The organism is Lentzea atacamensis (genome assembly GCF_003269295.1).
GTDB lineage: Bacteria > Actinomycetota > Actinomycetes > Mycobacteriales > Pseudonocardiaceae > Lentzea > Lentzea atacamensis.
In genome coordinates this window covers 339,504-359,231 of the sequence record NZ_QLTT01000004.1, presented here as the reverse complement: position 1 = coordinate 359,231, position 19,728 = coordinate 339,504, and the positions used below count along the sequence as shown (strand labels likewise).

The following is a 19,728-nucleotide window of genomic DNA, read 5'->3' as shown; positions in this document are numbered from 1 at the left end:
ACCCCCGATCGGGTCAAAGCAGGTCAGGCGCGCTCGCTGTTGAGATACGCGAGCACCGCGAGCACCCGCCGGTTGCCGCTGTCCGCCGGCTGCAGGCCGAGCTTGGTGAAGATCGCGCCGATGTGCTTCTGCACCGACGACTCGGTGATGTGCAGGTGGTTCCTGATGGTCGTGTTGTCCTGGCCCTGCGCCATCAGCGCCAGCACCTCGCGCTCGCGCGGGGACAGGTTGTCGATCGGATCGCTGGTGCGGCGGGTCAGCAGCTGCCGCACCACTTCCTGATCCATCACCGTGCCGCCGCCCGCGACCCGGACGAGCGCGTCGACGAACTCCTCGACCCGTGACACGCGGTCCTTGAGCAGATAGCCGACACCGCCGGGCGCTCCGGCCATCAACTCGGTGGCGTAGCTGGTCTCCACGTACTGGGAGAGCACCAGCACCGGCAGGCCGGGCACGCGGCGCCGGGCCTCCAGTGCGGCCCGGATGCCTTCGTCGCGGAACGTCGGCGGCATCCGCACGTCCACGATCGACACCTCGGGGCGGTGCTCGACCGCGGCCTCCACGAAGCTGTCGCCGTCGACGACTCTGGCCACGACCTCGAACCCCGCCCTGGACAACAGCAGCGCGAGTCCTTCCGCCAGCAGGACGTTGTCCTCCGCGATCACCGCCCGCACGGCAGCTCCACCACGATCCTGCTCGGTCCGCCCGCCGGGCTCTCCACCTTCACCACTCCGTCCAGCGCGGCGACCCGGCGCCGGATGCCGACCACGCCGCTGCCTCCCGCCTCGTCGATACCACCCCTGCCGTCGTCGGTCACCTCGACGACCAGCCATTCCCCCGCTGTGCGCACCCGCACGTCGACGGACTTCGCGCCGCTGTGCTTGGCCACGTTGGTGAGTGCCTCCGCCAGCGCGAAGTAGGCCGCCGTCTCCACGGCGGCCGGCAGCTCACCGGTCTCGTCCAGGTCGAGGTGGGCGGGCACGGGGCAGTCGGCCACGAGCGACCGCACCGCGCCGGCGAGGCCGCGGTCGGCGAGGATCGGCGGGTAGATCGCGCGCACGATGGTGCGCAGCTCCGTCATCGCCGCCTCGACGCCCTCGCTCGCCTCCGCCAGCAACGTGCTCGCCACGTCGGGCTCGGTGGTCATCGTCTGCCGCACGATGCCCAGCCGCAGCGCGATCGACACCAGCCGGGCCTGGATCCCGTCGTGCAGGTCGCGTTCGATGCGGCGCAGTTCGGCGCCGTGCGCGGCGAGTGCCCCGGCGCGCGACTCGGTGAGCACCTCGACGCGTTCCTCGAGCTGCTCGGCGTCCGAGCGGTCCAGCACCGCCAGCGTCAGCGCGGCCCACCACCGGGCGAGGCCCGGCACCACGAAGATCAGCAGGACCCCCGAGACCATCAGCACCGGGACGCCGCTGAGCACCGCCGTGCCCCAGTCCGCGATCGTCACCCCCGGCAGCAGCTGCACGGGATCCGAGTCGGGCAGCGCCCACCAGAACAACGTGCCGCCCAGCGAGGCCAGCAGCAGTCCCAGCAGCAACGCCGTCAGCAGGCCGAGCGGCAGCCCGATCACGACCTGCACCGGCAGCCAGGCGAGGTCGCGCCACGTCGTCGGGTCCCCGAACACGCCGCGCCACCAGCTGAAGACCCCGCCGCGCAACGGCTGGAACCGCCGGCGCACCGGCCTGCCGAGCAGATGGCCCGCCAGGACGCGGTGCGTGTCGGTCCACAGCCGCAGCACCACCAGCACCATCGGCAGGAAGACCAGGCCCACGCCGCCCGCGACGATCGCCAGCGCGGCGACGAGCAGGGCGAGGGGGAACAACGCCGTCACGACCGAGGACGGCGCCATGAGCACCATGGTGGGCACGGTGCGACGCACCCCGCCCCAGACCGCACTCACCCCCGCGCCACCTCCCCGTGTCCCGGCGCCAGGCCATCTTCCCGGATCGGGCTAGGAGCCGAGCAGGCGGCCACCCTGGAGCGTCTCGGCGTAGGAGAACACGTACCCCGCGCCGATCTCGACCGGTGCCAGCGCGGCGAAGTCCCCGTCCAGCACGTCGAACAGGCGCAGATCGGCCACACCCCGCCACACCGGCGTGAACTCGACCCCGGTGACCTCCGAGGTGACGAGCTCGCTCACCGGCTCGTCCTCGGGCGTCCACGCAGGGAAGTACCTCGTGTGCACCAACGGCACGGTGTGCAGCACGGGAGGTTCGTCCGCGAGTCCGGTCAGCTTGACGCTCGCCTCCGCCACCCGCCTGCCGGACACGGAGAGCGAGCCGTGGAAGCGCTCTCCCGGCGCGGGCCGCTGCCCGGCGACGCCGACCGGCTTCGGCCGCGTCTGGTGGATCGCGCCGAACTGCTTCGGCATGCCCTGGATCCAGCCGCGCACCAGCGGCACCGGCTGGTCGACCCACGCGTACGGGCAGCGGGCCATCGGCCTGCCCTCGTGGCTGCAGCCGATCAGCAGCAGGAACTCGGTGAACTGGCAGGTCGCCGGATCCGCGAGCTCGGCGCCGGACTCCGAGCACCACTGCCACTCGGCGAACACGGCGGCGGCCGCGCCCGGATCGGGTCCGAGGTCGAGTCCCGGCGGCAGGAACCGGGCGGCGGCGTCCGGATCCACCCGGTAGTCGACCATGATCACGTCACCGGCGAAGTGCCACGGTGGCGGCGTGATCATCGCGGACGTGCCGCTCGGCGACAGCGGCAGGCTGTAGCCGACGGGCGTGGGCAGGCTCGTCGCGGTCATGAGGAGATCCGTTCCGGTAGTGCCCCGGACCGCGCCCAGGCCGTGCGGAGCGCACGACCCGCGGACGCGAGTTCTGCGGGACGGTTGAGGCTGTAGGAGAGCCGGATGCGGGGCGAGCGCGCCGCACCGAACCGTGAGCCGGCGGCGACCCGCACCCCGGCCGCGGCCGCGGCGGCCATGAGGTCGTCCTCCGACTGTCCCGCGCCGAAGCGCAGCCAGAGGAAGAAGCCGCCGTCCGGAGTCGTGACGTCCAGGTCGCCGAGCGCCCCGAGCAGTGCGTCGCGGCGGCTGCGCAGCCTGCCGCGCAACCAGTCCAGGTGCTGGTCGTACTCGCCGCTGGTGATCATCACCGCCACCGCCAGCGACGCCAGGTGGTTCAGCGAGCCGCCGCTGTGGAACAGGCCGTGCCGCAGCAGCCGGGACGCCACGGCCGGTGCGGCGGTCAGCCAGCCCAGCCGCAGGCCGGGACCGATCGTCTTGGAGAAGGTGCCCAGCCGGATCACGCCATCGGGATCCAGCTCGGCCAGTGCCGGCGGGGTCGCGGCTGAAGTGAGGCCCAGTTCGGCGTACGCGTCGTCCTCGACGACGAGAACGCCGCGCCGGACCGTCACCTCCAGCAGCTCCCGGCGCCTGCGCTCGGGCACCACCTGCCCGGTCGGGTTGTGGAAGGTCGGGTTGAGGTAGACGAAAGCCGTGTCCGACGCGGCCAGCGCGTCGTCCAGCGCGCCGGGGTCCATCCCGTCGGCGTCCGCGGGCACGTGCGCGAGCCGCAGGCCGCAGCTGGTGAGGATGGCCCGCCCGTAGTCGTAGCCGAGCCGGTCCGTCACCACGGTCTGTCCCGGTGCCGCCAGCGTGGTGCCGAGCAGGTGCAACGCCTGCGAGGTACCAGCCGTCACCACCACGCCGCCGGGGTCCGCGAGACGCGCCCGCCGCGCGAGCACCTCGCGCAACGGGAGCGCTCCCGCGTTGTCCCCGTAGGCGAGGGCGGCGGACCCGAACTCGTCCAGCGCCCTCGCGTACGCGTACCGCACCAGCCCGACGGGGTGCAGGTCCGGACCGGGATAACCCGGCCCGAGGTCGGCCACGCCGGGCGGTGCCACCTCCTGTACGACCCCGAGGCGCCAGCCAGGGGGGAACTCCGTCACGAGGCCACCAGCACCGATCGCAGCAACCGGGTGGCGGCCTCCACCGCCTCCGGCGACCTGGACAGGGCGATGCGCAGGCAGTTCCCGCCCTCCTCCGGCCGGGCCCAGTGGAACGGCCCGCACGGCAGCGCGAACAGGTTGTGCTGCCGCAGTTCCTGCCACACGGCGAGACCCGAGCGGGAACCGAGGTGCACGCGCTCGACGCTCGCACGGCTGAGCGGATCGGGGAAGGTCACCTCCGGCACCCCCGCGAGCCCGTCGCGCACGATCGCGCGGTTGGTCGCGATGAACCGGTGCAGGTCGGCGAGACCGCCGTCGGCCGCGTCCTCGGCGAGGCGCTTGATCATCAGCAGCACGAGCGGTGAGACGCCGAGCAGGATGTCGGAGTAGACCTTGCCCAGCGGCAGGCCGTTGTGCTCGGACGACACCAGCCAGCCGACCTTCAGCTCCAGCGTCGGCCACAGCTTGCCGGTGTCCTCGATGACCACCCAGCGGCACCCGCTGTCGCGCAGCACCTCGTAGTGGTCGTAGTGCGCGGCCGGGTCGAACCCGCGGAACGACGTGTCGAGCGTCAGCACGACGTCGTGCCGGGCGCACTGCTCGGCGAGCCGCGCCAGCCGCTCACGGGAGACGACCTTGCCGGTGGGGTTGTTCGGCGTGGTGACGAACAGGCATCCCACCGAGTCGAGCAGTGCCGCGTCGAGGTCGCCGCCGTGCAGCTGCTCCTCCTCGACGGCGACGAGCTCCAGCCCGACACCGCGCAGGATGTCCGGGATGTTGTCGAACGTGGGGTGCACCAACGCGATCCGCTCGGCCACGGTCGCGAGCGACCGTGCGAAGATCTCCATCGCGACGGACGACGAGTAGCAGCTGAGGACGCGTCCCTCCGCCGCCGGGTAGGAGTGCTGGCCGAGGAGTTCGAAGTAGGTGCCGATGGCCTCGCGTTCGATCTCGTCGACGGGCTGCTTCACGGCCTGCGCCCACAGCTGCGGCAGGTCCTCGACCACCCGCGACTGGCCGAGGGTGAGGTCCTGGCGGGCGTGACCGTCCGCGAGGTTCAGAGAACTGTTGAGGGCCAGGAATTCGAACTGGGTGAGGTTGCCCAGCGCGTCGTCGCTGACCACGGTCGACCGAGTGTCCTGCATGTGCTCACGAGCTCCTTAACAGGTGGTGGAGACAGGTCAAGCCGCTTGCCTGCCGGGCGCCGGGAAACGGCGGAGGGTGGGGCTGAGGGTGGCGCCGACGGCGATCACCGCGGCCGCGGCCGCGCACGCCATCAGGCCGGTCGTGCCGTCGCCGGAGGCGAGCGCACCGCCCGCGACCGGGCCGAGCGCGCCGGCGGCGCCGGTGAAGAGACCGACGAGACCGCTGAGCCGCCCGCGCAGCTCGTCGGCCGTGACGGACATCTGGTAGGTCATCACCGTCGTGACGGTGACGGGCATGAACATCGCGACCACGCCGAGCACGACACCCAGCAGCACGCCGCCGGGCGTGAAGGCCATGACGAAGATCAGCACGGCCGCGAGCCAGGAGAAGCCGATGATGATCACCGACGCGGGCAGCGCGTCGTGCAGCCTGGCGGCGAGCGCGGCGCCGATCAGGCCGCCCGCGCCGAAGCAGGCCATCATCACGCCGATCTCGCCGGGACCGACCTGGTCCTCGCCGGACACGGCCAGGATGATGACGACCAGCGCGCTGAACACGAGCTGGACGAGCGCGACCCAGATCAGGGTCGTCCTGATAGGACGGTGCTGCCACACCCAGCGCAGCCCGACCGGTTCTCCGGTTTCCTGCTCGTCCTCCGCCGCCGGGGACGCGCCCTTCGGCAGGCGGAGCGTCAGCAACGCGATGCAGGACAGGATGAGCATCGCCGCGTTCAGCGCGAACGGCAGCATGTGGTCCACGGTGAACAGCACGCCGCTCGCCAGCGGGCCTGCGAGGCTCGCGAGGTACGGGCGGGCGGTGTTGCGTGCCACCGCCTGCGAGAGCTGCTCCGGCGCGACGACGCTCGGCAGGGCGGCGTCCTCCGCGGGACCGAACACCGAGACGAGCAGTCCGTCGATCGCCGCGACCACGAGGATGTGCGGCAGCGAGTAGGCGTCGAAGTACAGCGCGACCGCGACGCTGGCCATCGCCACCGCCCGCAGGGCCTCGCACACCACCATCACGACCTTGCGGTCGAAGCGGTCCGCGAGATAGCCGGCGGGCACCGATCCCAGCAGCAGCGCCACCGCCATGGTGGTGGCGACCAGGCCGATCTCCACCGCCGACCGCGTCGTGGCGAGGATCAGCAGGGGGAAGCCGATCAGCGCGAGCTCGCTGCCCAGTTCGGAGACGAGCCTGCTGATCCACAGGACGTTGTAGTCGCGGTTGCGGGACAACGGGACGGACGGCCGCACCGCGCTTCCCGCCTCGGTCGGCGTCACTGTGACGTTCTCCTGCCTTGTGCTGGTAGCGGCCGGGCGGTCCGGCCACCGAGTTGGAGCAGACGACCGGGCAGGAACCGTCCCGGTGTGACCGGACTGCCGGGCACGGTGAAGGTCAGGTCGGCCCGGCAGGTCACGGTGACGCCCGGCCCGCCGTCGATCGAGAGGTCCAGCCGTCCGCCGCCGCGGTGCGCGACGTCGACCAGCGCGTCGCCGTTGGCGTACCGGCCGGTCAGCTCTTCCGCTTGTGCCTCAGTCGCTTCGGGTCCGTCCGGCGCCGGCCGGTGGTCGGCCACCGCGATGCCGTCCGCCCGCAGTTCGTCGACGAGATCCGGCCACAGCGCCGAGCCGGTGGCCGCGTTCGTGGTCAGCGCGACCACCGTCGCGGAGTCCGGTTCGAACCGCAGGTGGCACGAGGTGCCGTCGCCGGTGCCGTCGTGGCCGAACCAGGTGCGGCCCGCTTCCCGGTACACCGCCCAGCCGGGACCCCAGCCGTCGGCGAGGCCGTACGGGCCCGCCGGGTGCCCGGCCAGGTGGTCTTGGCGCATCGCGGCGTCGTGTTTCAGCGCGAACGCCGCCAGGTCGGCCGCGCTCAGCGCCAGCGCGCCCGCCGGTGCCTCGAGCTCGGGCAACGCCTGGTCCGTGATGACCCGCGAGCCGCTGTGCCCCGGCACCGGCCGGCGTCCGGTCGGCGGCCCTGCCACGAACGACGGCGTGATTCCCAGCGGCCACAACAGGATCGACTCGACCGCGTCCCACCAGTTCACGCCGGTGACGTCCTCGACGAGGTGCCCGGCGAGGACGTAACCCGCGTTCGAGTAGGAGAACACCTCGCCGGGCCGGTGCACGAGGTCCTCCGGCCGGCAGTGGCGGGCGACCCAGCGTTTCCGCGAGACCCTCTCCTGCTGCTCGACGTTCGCCGCGAGACCCGCGGTGTGGGTGAGCAACTGGCGCGGTGTCACCGGCAGCCGCGGCAGCACCTCGTCCAGACCGAGGTCACCGTCCTCGGCGAGCGTCAGCACGAGCGCCGCGGTGAACGGTTTCGTCAGTGATCCCAACGGGAACGCCGACTCCGCCGTAACGCCGTGGCACGCCTCGAAGACCTCGCCGCCACGCCGGATCACGAGCTGGGCGCCGGGCACGTCGTGCTTGCGCGCCAAGCGTTCCAGCAACTCGGAGGGGTTCATGCCGTCCCCTCCGGATCGAGGTGGTGCGCGATCGCGCGGAGTGCGGCGAGGTGCTCGTCCGCGACCTGCCTGACCGTCTTCTCGTCGTGCACGTCCGCCGAGTGGTGCCAGTCGAACGCCAGCACACCGTCGCTCACCGCGCCGACGACCTCCAGCGCGTGGCTCCTGCGCTCGGCCGGGTGCCGAGGTGCGCCCACCGGGTCGTGGAAGCTCTGGTACAGCGGGCTTTCCGCGCCGCCCGCACCGGCCTGGCCGTGGTAGTTGAACAGCACCCCGGCGTTCGCGCGGTCCGCGAGCGCGCCCGGTGCGCCCAGGTACCGCAACGCGCCGTAGGAGATGCCGTTGCCTGGCACCGCCCGCAGCTGCCGCCGGACGTTCTTCACCAGTGCCGGCCAGTCCGGTTCGCCCGCGGGCACGTGCAGCGCCACCGGGTAGATCGCGGTGAACCAGCCGACCGTCCTGGAGAGGTCGACGTCGTCGAACAGCTCTTCCCTGCCGTGGCCTTCGAGGTCGACGACGACGCTTTGCTCGCCGGTCCACCTCGTCAGCGCCCACGCCAGGCCGGACAGCAGCACGTCGTTGACCCGAGTGCGGAACGCTCCCGGCGCCAGCGTCAGCAGGGCGCGGGTCTCCCGTTCGGTCAAGGAGAACGACACCGTCCTGGTCGACGCCTCCACGTCCGGTCCCGGCCCGTCGGCGGGCAGCGGCACGGCGGGTGGCAGTGCCTCCCAGTGCGCCACGTCCTCCGCGAAGCCTCCGTCCGCGACGTGGCCGGTGAGCGCGCGCACCCAGTCACCAGCGGGCGAAGTCCTGGCGCCCAACCGGATCTCGCCCCCGAGCGCCTGCCGGTACGCGGACTCGATGTCGTCGACCAGGATGCGCCACGACACCGTGTCCACCACGAGGTGATGAGCGGTGACGAACAGCATCGGCCGCCGGTGCGTGCCGAGATCGAACAGCAGCGCGCGCAGCAGAGGACCGGTCGCGAGGTCGAAGCCCGCGTCCACCTCCGCCGCCCGCTTGTCCAGCTCGGCGCGCAGGTCCTGGTCACCGATCGCGCTCAGGTCCTGCCGGGCGAGCACGTCCACCTGCGCGGGCGGCGCGTAGAACTGCCGCCACCGGCCGTCTTCGCAGACGAACCGGGCGCGCAACGCGTCGTGGTGCGCTGTCACCGCGTCGAGTGCCCTGCGCAGGGCCTGCTCGTCCACGTCCGCCGCCAGTTCCGCGAGGAACGACTGGGTGAAGTGGTGCGGTGCGACCTGGTTCGTGGTGAGGAACTCGTGCTGCACGGGCGTCAGCGGCACCTCGCCCACCACGGGTTCGTCCCCCGGTCCGCGCGTCCCGGCCGGCTGGGCGACCGCGGCCAGCTCGCCGAGTGTCTGGTGCAGGAACAACTCCCGCGAAGAGATCTGCAGACCGGCTTCGCGGGCGCGGTACACCAGCTGGATGCCGAGGATCGAGTCGCCGCCCAGCTCGAAGAAGTTGTGTCCCGTGCCGACGCTGGTCGCGGGCACGCCGAGCACGTCGGCCCAGATACCCGCCAGGGTCTCCTCGGCAGGTGTTCCCGGTGCCAGGTAAGGGGTTCCGGTCACGTCCTCCAGCTCGGGCGCGGGCAGTGCCCGCCGATCCGTCTTGCCGCTCTGGGTCAGCGGCAGCTCGTCCAGCACGGTGATGGTCGACGGCACGGCGTGCGCGGGCAGCACCTGGACGAGGTGCCTGCGCAGGTCGGGCAGATCGATCTCGCCCGCGGGCACCACGTAGGCGTGCAACCGGACGGTGCCGCCGTCGGCACGCGTCGCCGCGGCCGCGCTCAGCACCTGGGCGTGGCCGGTCAACGCCTGTTCGACGTCACCGAGCTCCACCCGGTGACCGCGGATCTTCACCTGGTCGTCGGTGCGCGCGAGGAACTCCAGCACGCCGTTGGGCAGCCACCGCGCGGCATCGCCCGTGCGGTACATCCGGCAGTCCGGCCAGTACGGGTCGGTCCGGAACGGGTCAGGCAGGAAGGCGCGCTCGGACTGCTCCGGCCGGTTGAGGTAACCGCGTCCGACACCGGCGCTGCCGATGTGCAGTTCTCCGGTCACGCCAACGGGAACCGGGCGTCCGTGCGGGTCGAGCAGGTAGATGCCGGTGTTCGCCAGCGGCCTGCCGATCGGCACGTACGGTCCGGCGCCGATCGGTTCGCGCGAGACCTCGTGCAGCGTCGCGTCCACCGTGTTCTCGGTAGCGCCGTAGGCGTTGACGACGATCGTGTCCGGACCGACCCGCTCGAGCAGCTCGGCGCACTCACCGGCGTGCCACGCCTCGGAACCGACCGCCAGCACGCGCAACGAGTCGGCACGCGTGCCGCGGCGCGCCAGCTCGCGCGCGATCGCCGTGGCCAGCACCGGTACCGTCACGAACAGCTCGGCGCGCGTCTCGGCGAGCAGGTCCACCAGTGCGGGCGGATCGGTCACCAGGTCCGCCGGGCAGATCTCCATCGTGCCGCCGAACAGCGTCGACCACACGAAGTCGGAGAAGAACAGGTCCACGCCGAACCCGGAGACGGACAGGCAGCTCGGCCGCGTCCCGGTCAGGCCGTACCGGTGGTCCCACACGCGGGCCAGGTGGTGCACGTTGCGGTGCTCCACCATGACGCCCTTGGGCTTGCCGGTCGAACCGGACGTGTAGATCACGTACGCGAGGTCCTCCGGCGTGACCTCCGTGACCGGCGGGGTGTCCGGACAGCCGTCCACAAGGGACCAGTCGAGCGGCACGACGTGGCGTGCCGTCAGCCCGTGCTCCTCGGCCAGCCCGTCGCCGGAGAGGAGCACCTCGGCGCCCGCGTCGGCGAGCATGTCCTTCAGCAGGCGCGCCGGGTAGCCCGGTTCCAGCGGCACGAACGCGCCGCCCGCCTTGAGCACGGCGAGCAACGCCACCACCGCGTCGACGCCCCGGTCGGCGCAGACGCCGACGAGCGACCCGACGGTGACACCCTTGCCCACCAGGTGATGGGCCAGCTTGTTGGCCTTCGCGCGCAGTTCGGCGAAGCTCAGGCTGTCGGCGCCGCACCGCACCGCGGTGCCGTCCGGGTGTTCCGCGGCAATCGCGTCGAACAAGTCGTGCAGACGTTCCGGCGGGCCGAAGTCGACCGGGGTGCCACCCCACTCGGTGAGCATCCGGTGCTGTTCCTCCGCCGTGATCAGCGGCAGCTCCCGCATCGGCCGGACCGGTTGCGCCACCACGCTTTCCAGCACCAGCAGCAGGTGCCGGCCCAGCCGCTCGACGGTGGCCGGGTCGAACAGGCCGGTGCTGTAGCTGATCCGGCCGAGCAGCCGTCCGTCGCGCTCGGTGAAGTCCACGCTGAGGTCGTGGCTCGCGTCGCCGCCGTCGAACTCGACCTCCTCGGCCACCAGTCCCGGCAGTGCCAGCCGGTGCTCCGGCGTGCTGTCCAGCACGACCATCGCCTCGACGAGAGGGTTCCTGCTGGGGTCGCGCTCGGGCCGCAGCACGTCGACGAGCCGTTCGAAGGGCAGGTCGCCGTGCGCGAACGCCTCCAGCGCCGTCGCCCGCACCGCCGTGAGGAAGTCCGCGAACGACAGCGACTCGTCCACATCGGACCGGATGGCGACGGTGTTGATGAAGCAGCCGACCAGGCCCTCCAGCTCGGCGCGGTCCCTGCCGGCGGTCGCCGTGCCGACCACGACGTCGCGCTGCCCGCAGTAGCGCGCGAGCAACACCTGCACCGCGGCCACCAACGCGTGGAACAGCGTGGCTTCCCGGTCACGGGCCAGTGCGCGCAGACGGCCGAGCAGCTCGGCGTCGACCTCGAACGACCACGCCGCGCCGTCGGACGTGCGCACCGGCGGACGAGGACGGTCCGTCGGCAGGTCCAGCGATGTCACGCCGGCCAGCTGCTCGCGCCAGTAGTCGACCTGCCGGTCGAGCGCCGCGCCGGACAACCTTTCCCGCTGCCACACCGCATAGTCCACATAGGACACAGGGAGTTCCGGCAGCTCCGCCCGCCCACCGTCGAGCGCGGCGGTGTAGCAGGCGCTCAGCTCCTCGACGAGCACGCCCATCGACCAGCCGTCGGTGATGATGTGGTGCAGCGTCAGCACGAGCACGTGCTCGTCGTCGGCGACCTCGACCAGCGACGCACGTGCCAGCGGGCCGGTGCGCAGGTCGAACGGACGGGTCATCTCCTGCCGAAGCCGTTGCCGCAGGATGTCTTCGTCCGCCCCGTCGAGGCGCTCCAGCGGCAGGTCGCCGACGGGATGCACCACCTGCACCGGGCGTTCGCCGACGTAGTCGAACGTGGTCCGCAACGCCTCGTGGCGACCGGCCAGCGTCGCCAGCGCCTCGGTGAGCACATCCGCGCGCAGCTCACCACGCAGCCGGACGGCGGACAGGATGTTGTACTCCGCGGTGCCCGGTGCGAACTCGTCGAGGAACCACAACCGTTGCTGTGAGAAGGAGAGAGGCGCCTGCTCCGGCTGCGGGGACAGCCGGGGAACGCGCTCCTGCCCAGGCTCTCCGGGGACGAGCGCGTCCGCGAGCGCCCGCACGGTCGGCGTGTCGAACATCTGCCGGGGCGAGACCTCCGCGCCCAGCGCCGACCGCAGCCGGGACGCGACCTGGATGCTGAGGATGGAGTCGCCGCCAAGCTCGAAGAAGTCGTCGTCGACGCCGACCCTGCCGACCCGGAGCACCTCCTGCCAGACGTCCGCGACCGCGCGTTCGGCGGCCGTGCCGGGAGCCGTGTAGGGCCTGCTCACCTGGTCCCGCTCGGGAGCGGGCAACGCCTTGCGGTCCAGCTTTCCGTTGCGGGTCAGCGGAATCTCCGGCACCACGACGAACGCGGACGGCACCATGTGCCCCGGCAGCCGGTCGCGGGCGTGGTCGCGCAGCTCACCGGGCGACGGCTCGTCGCCGACGACGTAGGCCACCAGCCGCTTGCCGCCGGGACCGTCCTCGCGGGCGATGACAGCCGCTTCCGCGACGGCGGGGTGCGCGGTGAGCACCGCCTCGATCTCGCCGGGTTCGATGCGGAAGCCGCGGATCTTCACCTGCTCGTCGGAGCGTCCGAGGTACTCCAGCGCACCCGCGCGGGTCCACTTCGCCACGTCACCCGTGCGGTACATGCGGCTGCCCGGCGCGCCGAACGGATCCGCGACGAACCGCTGGGAGGTCAGGCCGGGCTGGTTCAGGTAGCCGTCGGCCAGACCCGCGCCCGCCACGTACATCTCGCCCGGGACGCCCACAGCGACCGGTGCGAGCCGCTCGTCCAGCACGTAGACGCGCAGATCCGGGATCGGCACGCCGATCACTCCGCCGGTCGTGGCGGCCGTCAGCGGGGCGTAGGTGACGTGCACCGTCGTCTCGGTGATGCCGTACATGTTGATGAGAGCGGGAGCGTCGTCGGCATACCGCTCGTACCAGTCGTTCAGCCGGCGCGGATCGAGCGCTTCGCCGCCGAAGATCACGTAGCGCAGCGACAGCGTGTGGCCCGTGCTCTCCGCATCGGCGCGCATCAGCTGGTAGAACGCGGACGGCGTCTGGTTGAGGACGGTGACGCGTTCCTCCGCCAGCAACCGCAGGAAGTCCTGCGGTGTGCGCGACACCGCGTGCGGCACCACGACCAGACGGCCGCCGTGCAGCAGTGGTCCCCACAGCTCCCACACCGAGAAGTCGAACGCGTAGGAGTGGAACAACGTCCAGACATCGTCCGCGCCGAACTCGAACCAAGACCTGGTCGAGGTGAACAGCCGCACCACGTTCGAGTGCGGGACGACCACGCCCTTCGGCCGGCCCGTCGACCCGGAGGTGTAGATGACGTAGGCGGGATGTGCCGGGGTGAGACCGGCGTGGTCGAGGTCCACATCGGACAGTCCGGCCAGCTCGGTCTCCGCCGGCACCACCACGGGCACGTCCGCGTCGATCCCGGACGTCGCGACGATCACCGCGGGGGCGGAGTCCGCGAGCACCTCGCGGACGCGCTGCTCGGGGTAGTCCGGGTCGATCGGCACGTAGCCGGCACCGGCCTTCAGCACGGCCAGCACCGCCACCACCAGCTCGGCGGACCTCGGCAGCACGAGCGCCACGAACCGGCCCGGTCCGGCACCGCGGGAGACCAGCACGCGGGCGAGCCGGTTGGCCGCGGCGTTGAGCTCGGCGTAGGTCAGGGTGGTGGCGCCGTCGGTGATCGCGATCGCGTCCGGCACCGCGCGTGCCCTCGCCTCGAACAGCTCGGGCAGCGTCTCCTCGACCTCCGAGGTCTCCCGCCCGTTCCACCCGACCAGCAGCTGCTCGCGCTCCCGCACGTCCAGCAACGGCAGGCCGGCCACCGGACCTGACGCACCGTCCGCGAACGCGGTCAGCACGGTGCTCAGATGGCCCGCCACGGCCTGGACGGTCTCGTCGTCGAACAGCTCGGGGTCGTAGTTCAGGAACAGGTGCAGCGAGTCGCTCAGGTGCGCGGTCAGCGCGAGCGGGAAGTTGGTCTGCTCGTCACCGACGTACTCGCGGACCGTGATGCCGTTGCGCGACGCCGCTGCCTCGTCGTACGGGTAGTTCTCGAAGACGACGATGCTGTCGAACAGGTTCACGCCGCTCGGCACCTCGCTCCAGCCCTGGATCTGGCCGGGCGAGACGTACTCGTACTGGCGCGACTCGGCGACGGTGTCCTGCAGCACCCGCAACCAGCCGGCGAGGTCGTCGCTGCCCGTCACGTCCACGCGCACGGGAACGGTGGTGATGAACAGGCCGAGCACGTCGCCCGCCCCCGCCAGGTCGGCGGGCCTGCCGGAGACCGTCGCGCCGAAGCACACGTCGGACTCGCCGCTGTAACGCGACAACAACGCCGCCCACGCACCCTGGATCACGGTGCTCGGCGTCAGCCGCGCCTCGCGGCAGAACCGCAGCACGTGCTCGGAGAGACCGGCGGGCAGGCCGACCTCGATCCGGCCGGAGGTGCGGGACCGGTGCGCGCCGAAGGGAGCGCGGTCGAACGGCAGCGGTGTCGGGGCGGTCATCCCGGCCACCACGCCCCGCCAGTACTCCTCTGCCGCGGCGACGTCCTGTTCCGCGAGCCACGCCACGTAGTCCCGGAACGGACGCCTCGGGGTGAGTGCGGCCGGGGCTCCGGTGAAGGCGGCGTACTGCTCGAACACGTCGGACAGCACTCCCGCGAAACTCCAGCCGTCCAGCAGGATGTGGTGCGAGAACCAGAAGACGTGCACACGTGTGTCGTCCAAGCGCAGGAAAGCGAGCCACATCAACGGTGCCGTGCCGAGGTCGAGCTCGCGGGCCGAGTGCTCGTCCCACAACGACTCCACCTTCGCCCGCTGCTCGTCCGGACGCAGGCCACGCAGGTCGTGGTGCTCCATCGGCACGCGAAGTCCGGGCGCACGAACGACCTGCAGCGGCTCCGGCACGTCCCGCCAGACGATCTCGGTGCGCAGCACCGGGGTGCGGTCGACGACACGTTGCCACGCCTGCGCCAGCGCCGCGGGATCTTCGACGTCGTCGAGCACCATGCCGAACCGGCTCAGGTAGACGTCGGACCCGTGACCGGTCAGCGAGTGGAAGAGGATGCCGCGCTGCACGGACGTGAGCGGGTAGACGTCCTCCACCGCGCGACCGGCCGTGATCCGGTCCACAGTGGACTGGTCAAGTGCCGCCAGCGGGAAGTCCGACGGCGTCCACCCTCCGGCCTCCGGCAGGGCGCAGTGCTCCGCGATGCGGGTCAGCGCGTCGGCGAACCGGTCGGCCAGGTCGCGCACGGTGCGTTCGTGGTGCAGGTTCGCCGAGTACGACCACCGGAACTCCAGGCGGTTGTCCCGCACCAGTCCCGTGACGTCGAGCAGGCACGACCTGGTGTGGTTCGGCGCGCGGTCGCTGCCCGGCGCGTCCAGCCACGCTCCGAAGAGGCCGCCGCCGGACTCCGCGCCGAACCGGCCGAGGTAGTTGAACGCGATCTGCGGCCAGCCGGGCCCGAGGTCGGTGTCCGCGAGGTACCGCAGCGCGCCGTAGCCGAAACCGCGCTGGGGCACCGCGCGGAGCTGTTCCTTGACGGACTTGAGAACCGTGTCCCAGTCCCGCTCCCGCACGGTCAGCGCGACCGGGTACAGCGTGGTGAACCAGCCGACCGTGCGGCTGACGTCGACACCGTCGAACAGGTCCTCGCGGCCATGGCCCTCCAGCAGCAACCGCACCGTGTCGTCGCCGGTCCAGTCGGCCAGCACCGTGCCGAGCGCGCTGAGCAGCACGTCGTCGACCTGAGTCCGGTACACCGGTGGCACGTCGCGCAGCAGCGCCGACGTGACGGACTCGGACAGCCGGACGGTCACCTCGCGCTCGGACGCGACCGAGTTCTCCCCGGCGCCGTCGACGGGCAGCGGGGCGCCGGTCTGCTCGGCCTGCCGCCAGTGGTCCAGCTCGGCGTCGAACGCCCCTGCCGCCACGTGGTCGCGCACCCGGTGCGCCCACTCGCCGTACGAGGTGGACTTGGGGCCGAGGTCCGCACCGCGATGGGCGCGCTCGAGATCACCGAGCAGCACCCGCCACGAGACGGCGTCCACCACCAGGTGGTGCGCGGTGAGGAACAACCGTTGCGCGCCACCGGTTTCGACCAGAACCGCGCGCATCAGCGGTCCGTCGTCCAGCCGCAGACCCGTTCGGGCCTCGGCGACCTGCTCCTCGTCCTGCACCGTCGTGAGCGGGATGTGCTCACCGTCGTCCGCGTAGCGCTGCCGCCACTCCCCGTCGGCCTCCTCGAACCTCAGCCGCAGAGCGTCGTGCTGCTCGGCCAGCGTCCGCAACGCGGCGCGCAGCTCATCGGCGTCGACGCGCTCCGCGAGCTCCAGGTAGACCGACTGCGTGGCGTGCTCGCGTGCGGCAGGGGTCTCCTCGAAGAAGTTGTGCTGGATCGGGGTGAGCGGTGCCTCGCCCTCGGCGACCTGCGGCACAACGGTTTCCGCCTCGACCGCACCTGCCCGCGCGGCGAGCTCGCCGATCGTCTGGTGCAGGAACATCTGCTTCGACGTGAGCAGCAGGCCGGCCTCCCGCGCCTGCGCGACGACCTGGAGCCCGAGGATCGAGTCGCCGCCGAGGTCGAAGAAGTTGTGCGTGGTGCCCAGCGTCTCCGGGTCGAGGTCCAGCACCCGCGCCCAGATCCGGACGAGTGCGGTCTCCGCCTCGGTGACGGCCGGGGTGTGGGTGACCTGCCGGTCGGCCGCGTCGGGCTCGGGCAGCGCGCGGTAGTCGGTCTTGCCGCTCGCGGTCAGCGGCAGCTCGCCGAGCACGGTGATGGTGGCGGGCAGCGCGGGCGCGGGCAGCAGGTCGGCCAGGTGGGAGCGCAGGTCGTGGACCGCGATCTCGTCGCCCGGCACGAAAACGACGTACGCGTCGATGCGCGTGCGACCGGACGTGCGGGCGACGACCGCCGCCGCCTGCACGGCCGGGTGCTCGCCGAGCACGTGTTCGATCTGGCCCGGTTCGACGCGGTACCCGTTGACCTTGACCTGCTGGTCGGTTCGGCCCAGGTACACCAGCGTGCCGTCGGCCAGCCGTCGCACGAGGTCGCCGGTGCGGTACATGCGGGCGCCCGCGAACGGGTCCGGCACGAACCGTTCGGCGGTGAGGTCGTCGCGGCCGAGGTAGCCGCGGGCGACACCGGGACCGCCGAGGTGGAGCTCACCGGGAACACCGGCGGGCACTGGACGGCCGTACGCGTCGAGGACGTAGGTCCTGGTGTTGGGCAGCGGCCTGCCGATCGGCACGAACGGACCGGCGCCGAGGCCGTCCGTCACCGGGAACGCGGTGCTGTCCACGGTCGCCTCGGTGACGCCGTAGGCGTTGACCACGGTGGTGTCCGGCGACAACCGGTCGAGCAGCTCGGCGCAGTCGCGCACCTGCCACCCCTCGGAGCCGACCGCGAGCAGCCGCAGCCCGTCGAGGCGCCGGTCGCGCGCGGCGAGCTCGCGGGTGATCGTCCTGGCCACCGAGGGAACCGTGGCCAGCACGTCGGCACCGCTGTCCTCGATCAGCGCGACCAGTGCGCGCGGGTCGCCCAGCACGTCCTGCGGGCACATGATCAGGGTGCCGCCGAACAGCAGCGACAACAGCACGTCGCCGACGAACAGGTCGACCGACGGGTTCGACACGGAGAGGCAACGCGGCGGGCGGACGTCGAACCCGTAGCGCGCGTTCCAGGCGTGCGCGGTGTGGTGGCAGTTGCCGTGCTCGACGAGGACGCCCTTGGGTGTGCCGGTCGAGCCGGAGGTGTAGATGACGTAGGCGAGGTCGTCCGGCGACACCTGGACGTCGAGCGGTTCCGCAGGCTCGGCTTCCCACTCGGCCGTGTCCACGCGGACGATCCGCGCACCGGTGTCCGGCAGCCGGCCGGCGATCTGGTCCTCGGTGATCAGCACCGGCGCGGCCGCGTCGCTCAGCAGCCGGGCGAGCAGTCCGGCGGGGTGGGCGGGATCCAGTGGCACGAACGCGGCGCCCGCCTTGAGCACGGCGAGCAGCGAGACCACGACGTCGACGCCCCTGGGCAGGCACAGCGCGACCAGCGTGCCCCTGCCGACGCCGAGTCCGGCGAGGTGGCGGGCGAGCTTCGCGCTGCGGGCCCGCAGCTCGCGGTAGGTCAGCTCAGCGTCGCCGGAACGCACCGCGATCACGTCCGGGGTGGCCGCGGCACGCTCGTCGACCAGCTCGTGCACGGGACGCGGCGCACCGAACTCGACAGTCTCGCCGGTGCCGTCCGCGACCAGCCGTTCCAGCTCGGCGGCGGGCAGCAGTGGCAGCTCCCGCATCGGCCGCTCCGGCTGGGCCGCCGCGGTTTCCAGCAGGAATCCGAGGTCGCGCGCCATCGCGTCCACAGTGGACTCGTCGAACAGGTCGGTGCTGTACTCCAGGAAACCGGTGATGCCCTCCGACCCCTCGTGGAAGTCGATCGTGACGTCGAGACTCGTGGCGAGCGCGGGCGGGCGGACGTCCTCGATCACCAGACCCGGTGCGCCGCCGAGCCCGGCGGGCGCGTTCTGCAGGTTCACCATCACCTGCACCAGCGGTGGGCGGCTGGGGTCGCGTTCGGGCCGCAGCGCCTCGACCACGGCCTGGAACGGCACCTCGTCGTGGGCGAGCGCGTCGGCGACGGTCTCGCGGACCGAGTCGAGGAAGTCCGCGAACGACCGCCCCTCGTCCACAGTGGACCGCACGACGACGGTGTTGACGAAGAACCCGACCAGGTTCTCCAGCTCGTCGCGGTTGCGGCCAGCGGTCACCGTGCCCACCGCGATGTCGGACTGCCCGGCGTACCGGGAGAACAGCACCTTCGACGCGGCCAGCAGCACCATGAACAGCGTCGCCCCGCGCCGCTTCGCCAGTGCTCGCAACGCCTGTGCGACCTCGTCCGCGACCTCGAACCGGTGCACCGCGCCCGCCGACGTGCGCACGGCGGGACGGGGGCGGTCCGACGGCAGGTCCACCGGCGCCAGCCCGGCGAGCTTCGCGCGCCAGTGGTCGAGCTGGCCCGCGAGCGCGTCGCCGCGCAGGCGTTCCCACTGCCAGGCCGCGAAGTCCGCGTACCGCACCGGCAGTTCCGGCAGTGCCGGCTGCTCGCCGCGGACCTCCGCCGTGTACGCCGCGGTCAGCTCGTTCAGCAGGATGCCGGTGGACCAGCCGTCGCCGACGATGTGGTGCATGCCGAGCACCAGCACGTGCTCGGTCGCACCGAGCTTGACCAGGCCCACCCGGAACAACGGCCCGGTGCGCAGGTCGAACGGCGTGGTCACCTCGGCGAGCAGCACCTCGTCCAGCGCCTCCGGACCCGCGCCGGTCAGGTCGGTGACGAGCACCGGCACCTCGGCCGGTGGGTGCACGACCTGCCGCACCCGCCCGTCCACCGAGCCGAACGTCGTGCGCAGCGACTCGTGCCGCCGCACCACCAGGTCCAGCGAGCGGCGCAGCGCCACGACGTCGAGCTCGCCGGTCAGCCGCAGCACCAGCGGGGCGTTGTACTCGACGCTCTCCGGCTCGAACTCGTGGAAGAACCACAACCGCTGCTGCGCGGCCGAAGCCGGCAGGTCGTCCCCGCGCACCGCGGGGATGCGGTCGGCCGCCTCCGCCGCCCCGCCCGCCAGCGTGCGCCGGGCCAGCTCCCGCAGGTGCTCCGGCAGCGACGCGATCCGCTTCTCCTGCTCGGGCGAAAGGCCCATCTCGTCCCCCAC

At 72.2% G+C, this 19,728-nt stretch carries 8 protein-coding genes; all 8 read right to left on the bottom strand.

The window, feature by feature from the left end; translation table 11 throughout:
* Positions 1 to 23: 23 nt before the first annotated feature.
* Genes C8D87_RS20610 through C8D87_RS20575 form a run of 8 tightly spaced genes read right to left on the bottom strand, consistent with a single transcriptional unit; the run spans position 24 to position 19,728 of the window.
* On the bottom strand, positions 24 to 674 hold the full coding sequence (locus tag C8D87_RS20610; RefSeq protein ID WP_112227972.1) for a response regulator transcription factor: 651 nt from the start codon (positions 672 to 674) through the stop codon (positions 24 to 26).
* Positions 662 to 1,903 carry a sensor histidine kinase gene (locus C8D87_RS20605; protein ID WP_215732403.1) on the bottom strand — a complete coding sequence of 414 codons (1,242 nt, stop codon included), beginning with the start codon at positions 1,901 to 1,903 and terminating at the stop codon, positions 662 to 664. The genes C8D87_RS20610 and C8D87_RS20605 overlap by 13 nt, the downstream gene beginning before the upstream one ends.
* Positions 1,904 to 1,954: 51 nt before the next feature.
* Positions 1,955 to 2,755, bottom strand: a complete 801-nt coding sequence (gene mppR, locus C8D87_RS20600; RefSeq protein WP_112227971.1) for an enduracididine biosynthesis enzyme MppR — start codon at positions 2,753 to 2,755, stop codon at positions 1,955 to 1,957.
* Positions 2,752 to 3,900 carry an aminotransferase class I/II-fold pyridoxal phosphate-dependent enzyme gene (locus C8D87_RS20595; protein WP_170166509.1) on the bottom strand — a complete coding sequence of 383 codons (1,149 nt, stop codon included), beginning with the start codon at positions 3,898 to 3,900 and terminating at the stop codon, positions 2,752 to 2,754. The genes mppR and C8D87_RS20595 overlap by 4 nt, the downstream gene beginning before the upstream one ends.
* Complete coding sequence (gene mppP, locus C8D87_RS20590) at positions 3,897 to 5,045, bottom strand: enduracididine biosynthesis enzyme MppP (protein WP_112227969.1); 1,149 nt, start codon at positions 5,043 to 5,045, stop codon at positions 3,897 to 3,899. Before mppP ends, C8D87_RS20595 begins: the two co-directional genes overlap by 4 nt.
* A gap of 36 nt (positions 5,046 to 5,081) precedes the next feature.
* The gene (locus C8D87_RS20585; protein ID WP_215732402.1) at positions 5,082 to 6,326 is read right to left on the bottom strand and encodes an MFS transporter; all 1,245 of its coding nucleotides are present in this window, start codon (positions 6,324 to 6,326) and stop codon (positions 5,082 to 5,084) included.
* Positions 6,323 to 7,513, bottom strand: a complete 1,191-nt coding sequence (locus tag C8D87_RS20580; protein WP_112227968.1) for a serine hydrolase domain-containing protein — start codon at positions 7,511 to 7,513, stop codon at positions 6,323 to 6,325. Before C8D87_RS20580 ends, C8D87_RS20585 begins: the two co-directional genes overlap by 4 nt.
* Entirely contained in the window at positions 7,510 to 19,728 is a 12,219-nt protein-coding gene (locus C8D87_RS20575; protein WP_112227967.1) for a non-ribosomal peptide synthetase, read from the bottom strand. Before C8D87_RS20575 ends, C8D87_RS20580 begins: the two co-directional genes overlap by 4 nt.